10 protein-coding genes and 1 tRNA gene are annotated in these 11732 nt (G+C 66.4%); 3 read left to right on the plus strand and 8 right to left on the minus strand.

Annotated elements, in window-relative coordinates; genetic code table 11:
* Positions 1-660: 660 nt before the first annotated feature.
* The 8 genes from ychF to VFJ08_RS00915 all read right to left on the minus strand — a co-directional run bounded on the left by ychF (position 661) and on the right by VFJ08_RS00915 (position 8174).
* Positions 661-1752, minus strand: a complete 1092-nt coding sequence (gene ychF / locus VFJ08_RS00880) for a redox-regulated ATPase YchF (RefSeq protein WP_324994188.1) — start codon at positions 1750-1752, stop codon at positions 661-663.
* Between the two features lie 39 nt (positions 1753-1791).
* Complete coding sequence (gene pth, locus VFJ08_RS00885) at positions 1792-2370, minus strand: aminoacyl-tRNA hydrolase (RefSeq protein ID WP_324994190.1); 579 nt, start codon at positions 2368-2370, stop codon at positions 1792-1794.
* Positions 2371-2408: 38 nt separating this feature from the next.
* A complete protein-coding gene (locus VFJ08_RS00890) occupies positions 2409-3128 on the minus strand; it encodes a 50S ribosomal protein L25/general stress protein Ctc (RefSeq protein ID WP_324994191.1) in 720 nt (239 codons plus the stop codon).
* Positions 3129-3320: 192 nt separating this feature from the next.
* Positions 3321-4280, minus strand: a complete 960-nt coding sequence (locus tag VFJ08_RS00895) for a ribose-phosphate diphosphokinase (protein ID WP_324994193.1) — start codon at positions 4278-4280, stop codon at positions 3321-3323.
* A gap of 191 nt (positions 4281-4471) precedes the next feature.
* Positions 4472-4546 (minus strand) — tRNA-Gln (locus tag VFJ08_RS00900).
* A 110-nt stretch (positions 4547-4656) separates the two neighbouring features.
* Positions 4657-5826, minus strand: coding sequence for an MFS transporter (locus VFJ08_RS00905; RefSeq protein ID WP_324994195.1), 1170 nt, complete (start codon positions 5824-5826; stop codon positions 4657-4659).
* A 12-nt stretch (positions 5827-5838) separates the two neighbouring features.
* On the minus strand, positions 5839-6477 hold the full coding sequence (lolB, locus tag VFJ08_RS00910; protein ID WP_324994197.1) for a lipoprotein insertase outer membrane protein LolB: 639 nt from the start codon (positions 6475-6477) through the stop codon (positions 5839-5841).
* On the minus strand, positions 6474-8174 hold the full coding sequence (locus tag VFJ08_RS00915; protein ID WP_324994199.1) for a tetratricopeptide repeat protein: 1701 nt from the start codon (positions 8172-8174) through the stop codon (positions 6474-6476). The genes lolB and VFJ08_RS00915 overlap by 4 nt, the downstream gene beginning before the upstream one ends.
* 87 nt (positions 8175-8261) lie before the next feature.
* Here VFJ08_RS00915 and hemA point away from each other — a divergent pair, with 87 nt between their 5' ends.
* Genes hemA through prmC form a run of 3 tightly spaced genes read left to right on the plus strand, consistent with a single transcriptional unit; the run spans position 8262 to position 11579 of the window.
* The gene (gene hemA, locus VFJ08_RS00920) at positions 8262-9578 is read left to right on the plus strand and encodes a glutamyl-tRNA reductase (RefSeq protein ID WP_324994201.1); all 1317 of its coding nucleotides are present in this window, start codon (positions 8262-8264) and stop codon (positions 9576-9578) included.
* 10 nt (positions 9579-9588) lie between these two features.
* Positions 9589-10686 (plus strand): peptide chain release factor 1, encoded by a 1098-nt coding sequence (gene prfA, locus VFJ08_RS00925; protein ID WP_324994203.1) that lies wholly within the window; start codon positions 9589-9591, stop codon positions 10684-10686.
* A 20-nt stretch (positions 10687-10706) separates the two neighbouring features.
* Positions 10707-11579 (plus strand): peptide chain release factor N(5)-glutamine methyltransferase, encoded by an 873-nt coding sequence (prmC, locus tag VFJ08_RS00930; protein ID WP_324994205.1) that lies wholly within the window; start codon positions 10707-10709, stop codon positions 11577-11579.
* The last annotated feature ends 153 nt before the right edge of the window (positions 11580-11732 follow it).

The raw sequence follows: 11732 nt of genomic DNA on the forward strand, positions 1-11732 counted from the left end.
GTGTCGGGTGCCTTTTTCTTGGTTCCTTCTTTAGGGCAAGCAAAAGAAGGAACACGCACATCAGAGCGAAACCAAAGTCGAATCCACCCTGATGCATGATACTGGGTGGAGGGGCCTGACCGCCTTGCTCAAAAGCACTCACCAGTTCGACGAAACTCGATGTTTCGCGCTGCTGCGCGACTCCCCTTCGTTTGCTTGTCCAAACGAAAGGAAGCAAAGGAAAAGACACCCTGTCTTGCGCCGATGCTACGCATCGGTACCCTGCGCGGCTCCGGCCGCAAGAGGGACAGCCGCGAAACTCGCGCCGCTACGCGGCACTCAGACACACGGCTGTCTTTTCCTCTTTCGGCCTCCACTGCTCGGCGCTGCGCCCAAGGGAACCAATACAGACATCAGTTCGGCAGGTCGTGCCTGTATTCAGCCCCGTTACACGGCGACGGAGACGCACAGTGGCGACGGGTGCCCGGCGCACTGCGCCGGTGCGGTCAGCTGTCTGAGGACGGCCGAACCGCAGACCTATTGCTCCATACAGGTGTAACCCATGTATGTGGACAAACATGTTACCGATGTATTTGACTCGTACAGCCGTTCGAGTTCTGGCCGTATTCCCGTTCTGGCCGCATCCCGTCGCCGCGACATTGTGTGAAACGGCCACAGGCTCTAGACGTTGAAACGAAAGTGCACGACGTCGCCTTCGGCCATGCGATAGTCCTTGCCTTCCAGACGCTGGCGCCCGGCCTCGCGGGCGCCCTTTTCGCCGCCGAGTTCGATGTATTCGTCGTAGCCGATCACCTCGGCGCGGATAAAGCCGCGCTCGAAGTCCGTGTGGATCACGCCCGCCGCCTGGGGCGCCGTCGAGCCCGAGCGCACGGTCCAGGCGCGTACCTCCTTCGGGCCGGCGGTGAAGAACGTCTGCAGGCCCAGCAGCGCATAGCCGGCGCGGATCACACGGTTCAGGCCCGGCTCCTCGAGGCCGAGATCGGTTAGGAATTCGATCCGGTCGTCGCCGTCGAGCTGCGCCAGTTCGCCTTCCAGCGCCGCGCACACCGGCACCACCAGCGCGTTCTGTGCCTCGGCGTGCGCGCGCACGCGATCGAGCAACGGGTTGTTCTCGAACCCGTCCTCGTCGACGTTGGCCACGAACAACGCCGGCTTGGCGGTGATCAGATGCAGGTCGCGCAGCAGCGCCCGGTCGTTCTCGGACAAAGCCAACGCGCGCACCGGCAAGCCGGTGTCCAGATGATCGCGTACGCGCGCATACACCTCGGCCTGGCGCTTGGTCGTCTTGTCGCCCGACTTGGCCGCCTTGGCGACACGATCCAGCGCTCGGGTCATGGTCGCCAGATCGGCCAGCGCCAGCTCGGTGTCGATGATCTCGATGTCCGAGATCGGATCGAGGCGGCCGGCGACGTGCATGACGTCGTCATCCTCGAAACAGCGCACGACATGCAGGATCGCATCGGTCTCGCGAATGTTGGCCAGGAACTGATTGCCCAATCCCTCGCCGGTGGACGCGCCCGCGACCAGGCCGGCGATGTCGACGAACTCGATCGCCGTGGACAATACTTTTTCCGGCGCGACAATCGCGGCCAGCCGGTCCAGGCGCGGATCGGGCACGGTGACCACGCCGACATTCGGATCGATCGTGCAGAAAGGATAGTTCTCGGCCGGAATTTCGGCCGCGGTCAGGGCGTTGAACAGGGTCGACTTGCCTACGTTGGGCAGGCCGACGATGCCGATCTGAAGCGCCATAGGGTTCCACCTCGTGGCGCGCGCCGCTTCGCGACGCGCTTACTTTCGGGAATTGAGCTGCTGGGCGCCGCGGTTCCAGCCGGATTCAAGAATCGTCTCGATCGCGTCGGCGCCGGCTTCGATGGCCGCCTCGATGGCGGCCCGATCGTCGGCCGAGGGCGCGCCGAGCACATGCGACAGCACGCGCGAGGCGTGGCCGGGGTGGCCGATACCGATACGCAAACGCCGATAGCCGGGCCCGATGACCCGATGGCTATCGCGCAGGCCGTTATGGCCGCCGTGGCCGCCGCCGTCCTTGAGCCGCGCCGTGCCGGGCGGCAGATCGAGCTCGTCGTGCACGACCAGCACCTCGTCCGGCTCGATCTTGTGGAACGCGGTCAGCGGCTGGATCGCCTGGCCGCTGGCGTTCATATAGGTCATCGGCTTGAGCAGCCAGAGCGTCTCGCCGCCGTGCATCAAGCGGGCGAGATCGCCCTTGAACTTTTTCTCGGCGGAGAAGTTCAGGCGCCAGCGCTCGGCCAGACGGTCCGCCAGCCAGAAACCGGCGTTGTGCCGGTCGCGGGCATGGTCGGGCCCGGGATTGCCCAGGGCCACGAGCACACGGATGCGTTCACTCATCGGCTATTCGATGTGCCGTGGCAGCCGCCGGACCACGATCAGTTATCGTCCGCGTCGCCCTCTTCCTTGCCTTCGTCCCCGGCATCCTCGGCATCGCCCTCACCGGCCGCGGCCTCCTCGGCCGCCGCGGCTTCGGCCTCGGCCTCTTCCTCGGCTTCCATCTCGACCGCGGCGCGCGGCACCTGGACGGAGACCACGGTCAGATCGTTCTGCTCTTCCTCGTCGCCCATCAGATCGACGAGCTGCACGCCCTCCGGCAGCATCAGTTCGGACAGATGCACGGCGTCATGCAGATGCAGATTGCGGCAGTCGACCTCGATGTACTCCGGCAGATTGCGCGGCAGGCATTCGATCTCGACATCGTTCATGTTGTGCTGAATGACGCCGTCCTCGTCCACGACGCCCGGGCACTCTTCTTCACCCGCGAAGTGCAGCGGCACGCTCATGCGCAGCGCTTCGCCGGCGACGATACGCAGAAAATCGGCGTGCTCGACGAACGGCTTGGCCGGGTGGCGCTGCAGATCGCGCAGCACCGCTTCCTCGGCTTGGCCGCCGGCGACGTTGATCTTGATGATGTGCGAGAAGAACGCTTCGTTGTCCAGGTGATGGACAAGATCGTTGTGCTCGAGCGACAGCATCACCGGATCGCCGTTGCCGCCATAGATGATGGCCGGCACGCGACCCGTCTTGCGCAGGCGCTTGTTTTCGGCCCGGCCGGTGGCATTGCGTTTTTCCGCGTTGAGCTCGAAAGCTTCCATATCGATTCGCTCCAGCTAGCTTGTCTGGCCGCTGGCGTTGGGTTGCGGCCGGTTACAGTCGATGATCGAATGGCGGAAAATTGCTCCGCCACGGTTAAAAGACCGCGTAGTATACGCGCTTCGGCGCCGATTGCACGAGCCGCGCGGCGAAATTGCCCGGCGCTCGCGCGATCGCCGCCATTGGTTCCGCCCTTAGTCGACGTACAGCGTCGACACCGATTCCTCGGCGGACACGCGCCGAATCGTTTCCGCCAGTAACGGCGCGATATGCAGCTGCCGGATTCTCGGACAGACCGAGGCCTCGTCCGACAGCGGAATCGTGTCGGTGACCACCAGTTCGTCGAGCTCGGAATTACGGATGTTCTCCACCGCCTTGCCCGAAAGCACCGGGTGGGTTACATAGGCGCGCACTTTGGTTGCGCCCTGAGCTTTTAGCGCATCGGCGGCCTGGCACAGCGTGCCCGCGGTGTCCACTAGATCGTCGATCATGATGCAGCTCTTGCCCGCCACGTCGCCGATGATGTTCATGATCTTGGCTTCGTTGGCCTTGGGCCGGCGCTTGTCGATGATCGCCAGGTCCGCTTCGTCCAGCCGTTTGGCCAGCGCGCGCGCGCGCACCACGCCGCCGACGTCGGGCGAGACCACGATCAGGTTGTCGCTGCGCTCCTTCTGGCGCCAGATATCTCCGAGCAGGACCGGCGAGGCATAGATGTTGTCCACCGGCATATCGAAAAAGCCCTGAATCTGGTCGGCGTGCAAGTCGACCGTGAGCGCGCGGTCGGTGCCGACGGCGCCCAACAGGCTGGCCGCCACTTTGGCCGAGATCGGGACGCGCGCCGAGCGCGGGCGCCGATCCTGGCGGGCATAACCGAAATACGGCACGACCGCGGTGATACGCCCGGCCGAGGCGCGATGCAGGGCATCGATCATCATCAGCAATTCCATGAGCGTGTCGTTGGTCGGCTGGCAGGTCGACTGCACCACGAACACATCGCGCCCGCGGACATTCTCCTCGATCTCGACCTGGCATTCGCCGTCCGAGAAACGCCCCACGCTGGCCTTGCCCATCGGTAGTCTGAGATAGCCGGCCACATCCCGGGCCAGCGCCGGATTGGCGTTGCCGGTAAAGACCATCAATCGGGAGTCGGCCATGGATAGCTGCCGTTTTGTCAGAAATGGCCAGGAATGGCTGGGGCGGCAGGATTATTCGGATGCTTGCGCATCCTCACCCTTCGGGCCCGCGTCGCTTCGCTCCACGCTTCGGATTCGCTGTCGCGAACCCGTCGAACCTCAAGGTTCTCATCCTGAGCCCCCGCTGTGTCCGCTTGCGCGGACGATGTTAATGGCTGGGGCGGCAGGATTCGAACCTGCGAATCACGGGATCAAAACCCGATGCCTTACCGCTTGGCTACGCCCCAATCGAATTGCAGCAATGACTTCAGTATGCAAGTCACCGCCGACTTAACAGGCCGGTATTCTCTTTTCCAGACTCACCCCTGTCAATCGAGCGTGCGCCGGGCGGCGCGCATCAATGCGCGTTGCCTCGCCGTGGCACCCAGGCGCCCAGCACCGCCGCCGCGAGCGCAGCGCCGGCCGCCAGCCAAAAGCCCGCCGCCGCGCCGGCGGCGTGGATGACCGGCCCGATACCGATCACGGCCAGCGCGCCGAGCGCATTGGCCAGGCCCAGCGCAAGGCCCGAGCCGAACGAGCGATTCTCCGGCAACAGATCCTGACCGATCAGGATGGTGAGCGGCAGCGTGGCGAACAATACGATGCCGAGCACGGCGGTGAGCAGCCACAGCGCCGGCCCGTGAACCACGGCCAGCCCGGCCGCGCACAACGCGCTGGCCAGCATGGCGCCGATCAGCATGACGCGCGAGCCGAGCCGGTCGGCCAGCCAGCCGCCGGCGAGATTGCCGATCACGCCCACCACCAACAGCACGGTGATCAGACTGGCCCCGACCGTGAGCGAGCCGCCGCCGGCCGCCCACATCAGCGGCAATACCGTCACCGCGGCAAAGGTCACGAACGCGCGCAGCGCGCAGAACATGACCAGCCGCGCCAAGCCGCCGAAATGCTTGCGCCAGACGATCGGTTCGGCGTCGGCGGCGCGCGGGGCGAGCGCGGGCGCGCAGCGCGCCAGCACCAACATGCTCGCCAGGCCCGGCAGCGCCAGCAGCGTCAGCCATCGCAATCCGCCCCACGACACGCACAATCCGGCCAACACCGGCCATACGCCGCGCCCGATCTCGCCGCCGACCAGAAACACCGACATCGCCAGCCCCTGACGGGTCGCGGCCAGTTGACGCACCCCGGCCAGCGCCTGGGGATGAAACATGGCGTTGGCGACGCCGATCAACACCAGCACCGCGATCAATGTCGCCGGCGTGGACGCCAGCCCCACGAGCCCGGCGCCGATCGATGACCCGAGCAGGCCGAGCAGCGTCAAGGCTCGCCCGCCGATGCGATCGCCGAGCAGCCCGACGAACGGCTGCAGCCCCTGCCCGATCAGCAGCGCGGCCATCAGCGTACCGGCTAGCGTGACCGGCAGATCCAGACCGATCAAAATCGCGGGCAGAACGCCGGGCAGGAAATTGGCCGCCCCGTCGTTGACGAAATGCGACCAACTCATGCCGGCCAGACGCGCCGCGCCGCCGCGTGCCGGCGCGCTCGTGGCGGCGGTCGTACCCGAGGCCATCGCGGCGCCGCGTCAGCCCGCGCCGGCGTCGCCGGCCGCGCCGCCGAGATCGAACCAGCGGTCCACGACCAGCCGGATGCGGGTCTCGCCGTTGTCGAGCACCACGCGCCGGGGCAGCGATGCGGGGGCGCCGGCCGGGGTACTGTAATCGAGATAAGAGACGGTCCAGCCGCGCTGGGTGAGCGAGCGCAGCCGGCCCTGATCATCGACCGAAATGCGCGCGTAACCCCCCGGCGCCGGCAGCCCCTTGGCCCAATAGCTCAGCGGCTCCAGCGGGAATGACCAGCCGAGCGCCTTTTTGACCAGCGTGTCCGGGTCGGTGGTGACGAAATGCTGGCCGTCGTCGGTATCGATGACCACGCGATCAAGCGTGCCGTGCGCGCGCATGCCGCCGGCGCCGAGCGGACCGGACACGCGCACGTCGAATTTCGGCGCCCGTTCGCGCCAGCTCAGATTGCCGGTCCAGCCCAACAGTTGGCCGGTGGCGACCCGGCCCTGCAGTGACCAGTCGGAGAAATCGCGCAGCGTGTCCCGGCGCGCCTGCCAAGCTTCCGGATTGGCGATGCCGGCTTCGCTGGGGGCGGGTTTATGGATGATCGCACAGCCGCCGAGCAGCGCGAGCCCGGTCAGCGCGAATAGCAGTTTGTTCATGATGTCAGCCGTTTGATGGTCCGCTCGAGCACCGCGTTGTCCGGGTGCTGGGCCTGCGCTTTATGCCATATCTCGCGTGCGGCGTCGTGATCGCCCTGCTTCCAGCGCACCTCACCGAGATGGGCGGCAATCTCCGGATCGGGGCTACCTTGGTAGGCCTTTTCCAGATGCTCGCGCGCGGCATCGAGATGGCCACGTTTGTATTCCACCCAGCCCAGGCTGTCGAGTACCGCCGGATTGCCCGGAGCGGCGGCCAACGACTTGCGGATATAGCGTTCGGCGCGCGCGTAGTCGGTGCTGTGATTGGTCAGCATGTAACCCAGCGCGTTGAGCGCTTCCGGGTTGTCGGCGTCCTGGGACAGAATGTGCTTCAGATCGGCCTCGGCATCGTCGATCCGGCCGAGCTTTTCGTAGACCAGCGAACGCGCATAGCGCAAATCGCTGCTGTCGGGCGCGTCCTCGAGCGCCTTGTCGTAGACCGCCAGCGCCGCTTTCAGTTGGCCCGCATCGACCAGCAGGCCGCCTTCGACCGCGCGCAGCTTGTCGCTCTGGTCCGGGTGCCGCTCGGCCAGCGCATGCAACTGCCGGCGCGCGCCCTCGAGATCGCCCTGCCGATAGGTGAGCTGCGCGATGCGCACGCGTGCTTCGAGCCGGTGGTCGCCGTCGTCGACTTTCTTGTACCAATCGATCGCGTTCGCGTCTTGGTTTTTCTGCTCGGCGACGACGCCGCGATAAAAAGCGGCATCGTCGGCGCGGGCGCCCGCCTTGTATAGATGTTCGAACTGGGCGGCGGCGGTCGCGAGATCGCCCTGCGACAACGCCACGAGACCGAGGCCGTAACGGGCCTGTGCGAAGTCGCCATCGATCGCGACCGCTTTTTTCGCGGCCGCCAGACCGGCCGCGTCGTTGCCGGCGGCAAGCAGCATGCGCGCCAGGGCCACGTGGTATTCGGCCCGTTGGCGCGCACTGCCCTCGAGCGCATCGACGCGCTTGCTCGCGGCTTTGGGTTTGCCCTGGCGCACCTCGAGCGCGGCGCGCAGCAGGCTCGCCTCGTCCCAATCCGGCGCGGCGGCCACGGCCCGATCGGCGGCCCGGGCGGCCTCGTCGACGCGGTTGTAGTTCAGCGCCAACCGGCCCAATGCATACTGGGCCGCGGCCCGATCGGGGTGCGCCGAGGCCAGCCGGCGCATCGCGTCGAGCGCCATGTCGGCCTGGTCCGGGCGGCCGCTCAGAATCTCGGAGAGCATCTCGTAACCGTCGCGCACCGAATCCGCGCTGGCGACGAGGCCCGGCGCAAATCTCTGCACGCCCTGGCTGTCCGCGTTCACGAAGGCCAGTCGCACCGCGGCGCGCTGGGCCTGGACATCCTTCGGCGCGGCGCGGGCCCATGTCTGCGCGGCCTGATACGCCAGATCTTCGCGGCCGGCGGCCAGCGCGATCCGGGTGGCGCGCTGGGCCAGCGCCGGATCATGCGAATGCGCGAGCACCTCGACGTAGGCCTGTGCCGCCTTGTCGGCATCGCCGTGGAGCAGCGCCAGTTCGCCCAGCATGATGTGATAATCGCGATCGGCCTCGGGCGCGCTGGCCAATTCGTCGATGCTTTGCACCGGCGCGCCGCGCGTATCGTCGGCGGCCGCCCGGGCCGGCGTGTCAAAGACAACGAATCCGAGTACGCTCGCCAGCCCGACCGCGGCCATCGCAAGCGCGCGATCTCGATAGTTTGCGCACCCAGACTTTGTCATATGAATACCCCAGAACTATCGATCGATCGGTAGAATAAGCCCATGTCGCTGCTGACCGTGGGCCTCAATCACCATACCGCTCCGCTATCGATACGCGAAGTGGTCGCGTTCCCGGCGGCGCAGTTGGCCAGCGCGTTGAATGATTTTCTGCGTCTGCCGCAAGTCCGCGAAGGCGCCATACTTTCGACCTGCAATCGTACCGAGTTGTACGCGGTCGTGGGCGATGCGGCCGGCCATGTCGACGACAGCGGCCTGCGCGAATGGCTGTGCCGTCAGCGCGGGTTGGATGCCGAGAAGCTGTCGGACTGCTTCTATGTCCATCACGGACGCGAGGTCGTGCGCCATAGCCTGCGCGTCGCTTCGGGTCTGGATTCGCTGATTGTCGGGGAGCCACAAATCCTCGGACAGATGAAGGACGCGTATCGTTCCGCCCAGGCGGCGCGCGGCGCCGGGCCGTTGCTCACGCGTTTGTTCGAGCACAGCTTCACCGTGGCCAAGGCGGTGCGCAGCGGTACCGACATCGGCGCCAACCCGGTATCGGTGGCCTACGCCGGGGTCTCGCTGGCGCGCCAGATTTTTACCGATGTCGCCGCCTCCTCGGCGATGATGATCGGCGCCGGCGAGACTATCGAACTGACCGCGCGCTATCTGGCGGAAATCGGCGTATCGCGTATGATCTTCGCCAATCGCAGCCTGGACAAGGCGCAGGAACTGGCCACGCGCTATCATGGCTATGCGATCGCATTGGCCGATTTGCCGCTGCATCTGGCCGAGGCCGATCTGCTGATCTCCTCGACCGCCGCGCCGGACTATTTGGTGCACGCCGCCGATCTCAAGGCGGCGCTAAGACAGCGCCGGCGAAAGCCCATGTTCGTGCTCGATCTGGCGGTACCGCGCGATATCGAGCCGGCGTCGGCCCGGTTCGAGGATATCTATCTGTATTCGGTCGACGACCTACAAAGCGTGATCGAAGACAGCAAGCGATCGCGCGCGGCCGCCGCCGAACGCGCGGACGAGATCATCGAGTCGCGCATCGACGAATATCTGGAATGGGTCGACTCGCGCCAGGCAACCGCTACAATCCGAGCCATGCGCGACACCGCCGAGCAACATCGCGCCAAGATCATGGTTCAGGCCCGACGCCGGCTGGCGCGCGGCGAGAACGCCGACGCGGTGCTGGAATTCGTCTCTCGGCGGCTGACCAACACACTCATGCACGAACCGAGCGCGGTGCTGCGCAAGGCGGCGGGCGCCCGTCAACAACGCCTGCTCGGCCCGGCGCGCGAATTGTTCGGCTTGAGCGACGACGACGCCGAGCCCACGAATCCGGCCGATAAACCGGATAGTCACCAATCATGAAGGCCTGTCTATGAAGGATTCTCTGCGCGCGAAACTCGAGGAACTGGTGGAACGCCAAGAGGATCTGGCGCACTCGCTGTCCGATCCCGATGTCATCGGCGATCAGGACAAGTTCCGCCGCATGTCGCAGGAGTACGCCCAGCTCGAGTCGCTGGCCGCCGACTATCGCGCCTGGCGCGAGCTGGGCGCCGAAATCGCCGATCTCGAGGACATGGCCAATCAAAACCCGGACGCCGGCGAGGCCGAACTGCGCGACATGGCCGAAGCCGAACTCGCCGCGGCCCGCGAGCGCATCGCGGGTCTCGAGGTCGAGCTGCGCCGGCACCTAATCCCCAAAGATCCCAACGACAACGCCAATTTGTATCTGGAGATCCGGGCCGGCACCGGCGGCGACGAGGCCGCGCTGTTCGCCGGCGATCTCATGCGCATGTACGCGACCTATGCCGAGAAACAGGGCTGGCAGGTCGAGATCCTGTCGGAATCGCACGGCGAGCACGGCGGCTACAAGGAAGTCATCTCGCGGCTGATCGGCGCCGGCGCCTTCTCGCGGCTGAAATTCGAATCCGGCGCGCACCGGGTCCAGCGGGTCCCGGCCACCGAATCCCAGGGGCGGATTCATACCTCGGCCTGCACCGTCGCCGTGCTGCCGGAGATGGACCAGATTCAAGAGATCAAGATCGACCCGAACGATCTGCGCGTGGATACTTTCCGCGCCGCCGGCGCCGGCGGCCAGCACGTCAACAAGACCGATTCGGCAATCCGGATCACGCATCTGCCGACCGGAATGGTGGTCGAATGCCAGCAAGAGCGCTCCCAGCACAAGAACCGGGCCCGCGCCATGAGCCTTTTGCAGACCAAGTTGATGACCGCCGAACAGGACAAGCAGACCAGCGAACAAGCCGCGACACGCAAGCGCCTGGTCGGCAGCGGCGATCGTTCCGAGCGCATCCGCACCTACAACTTTCCGCAGGGCCGGGTGACCGATCACCGGATCAACCTGACGCTCTACAAGCTGGAGAGCGTGATCGCCGGCGACCTGGATGAAATCATCGACGCGCTGACCAGCGAGCATCAGGCCGACTTACTGGCCGAGATGGGCGCGGCCTGATCGCGCCCTACAGAGGCCCGATGAACGACTCACAGAGCCCAGGGTCTATTGCCCTAGAAACGCTGCGCCGGGACACCGCGATCCGCCTGGCCGCGGTCAGCGACAGCCCGGAACTCGAAGCACGCCGTCTGCTACAGGCGATTGCCGGGCTGACCGGCGCCCGGCTGGTGATCGAGGCGCGCCGGCCGGTCGATGCCGGTCTCGTCGCGCACATCGAAAACGCGGTGGCGCGCCGGCTCGCGGGCGAGCCGCTGGCTTATATCGTCGGCCGGATCGGTTTTCACGAACTGGAACTCGAGATCACGCCCGAGGTGCTCGTGCCGCGGCCCGATACCGAGACGCTGGTCGAGGCCGTGCTGGCCCGGCTGCCGGCGGATGCCGGCTTGCATATCGCGGATCTCGGCACCGGCAGCGGCGCCATTGCGCTGGCGCTCGCCCATGCCCGGCCGAACTGGCGGGTTCTGGCCAGCGACGCCCACACCGGCGCGCTCGCCTGCGCCCGGGCCAATGCAACGCGGCTGAAACTGGCGAACGTGGCTTTCGTACTGGGTTCCTGGTTCGAGCCGCTCGGCGATGCATTGCGCTTCGATGCGATCGTGTCGAACCCGCCCTACATCGACCCGGCGGACCCGCACCTCGACCACCCCGCCCTGCGCCATGAGCCGCGCCACGCGCTGGTCGCGGCCGATCACGGCCTGGCCGATATCCAATCTCTGGCCGCGGGCGCCGCACGTCATCTGTACCCCGGTGCGCCGCTGATGGTCGAGCACGGACACACCCAGGGCGCGGATGTCCGCCGACTGTTTCGCGCCGCCGGTCTCATGAAGATAGAAACGATACCCGACCTGGCCGGCCGGCCGCGGGTGACGCTCGGCTACGCACGAACGATTTGAGCGCGGCTCTGGCTAGCCTAGCGCGCTACAGCCGTTCGACGATCGCGTCGGCAAAGCCCTGGGTGGAGCCTTCGCCGCCCAGATCGGGCGTGGTGCGATCGCCATCGGCCATCGCGTCGCGCACGGCGCGGCGGATACGCCCGGCCTGCTCGT

Origin of the sequence: Salinisphaera sp. (assembly GCF_035690525.1) — a bacterium.
Classification (GTDB): Bacteria; Pseudomonadota; Gammaproteobacteria; order Nevskiales; family Salinisphaeraceae; genus Salinisphaera.

Coding starts and splice junctions, on each gene's coding strand:
- ychF (WP_324994188.1), bottom strand. CDS start 1,752: ATGGCGCTTCAGATCGGCATCGTCGGCCTGCCCAACGTAGGCAAGTCG.
- pth (WP_324994190.1), bottom strand. CDS start 2,370: ATGAGTGAACGCATCCGTGTGCTCGTGGCCCTGGGCAATCCCGGGCCC.
- VFJ08_RS00890 (WP_324994191.1), bottom strand. CDS start 3,128: ATGGAAGCTTTCGAGCTCAACGCGGAAAAACGCAATGCCACCGGCCGG.
- VFJ08_RS00895 (WP_324994193.1), bottom strand. CDS start 4,280: ATGGCCGACTCCCGATTGATGGTCTTTACCGGCAACGCCAATCCGGCG.
- VFJ08_RS00905 (WP_324994195.1), bottom strand. CDS start 5,826: ATGGCCTCGGGTACGACCGCCGCCACGAGCGCGCCGGCACGCGGCGGC.
- lolB (WP_324994197.1), bottom strand. CDS start 6,477: ATGAACAAACTGCTATTCGCGCTGACCGGGCTCGCGCTGCTCGGCGGC.
- VFJ08_RS00915 (WP_324994199.1), bottom strand. CDS start 8,174: ATGGCCGCGGTCGGGCTGGCGAGCGTACTCGGATTCGTTGTCTTTGAC.
- hemA (WP_324994201.1), top strand. CDS start 8,262: ATGTCGCTGCTGACCGTGGGCCTCAATCACCATACCGCTCCGCTATCG.
- prfA (WP_324994203.1), top strand. CDS start 9,589: ATGAAGGATTCTCTGCGCGCGAAACTCGAGGAACTGGTGGAACGCCAA.
- prmC (WP_324994205.1), top strand. CDS start 10,707: ATGAACGACTCACAGAGCCCAGGGTCTATTGCCCTAGAAACGCTGCGC.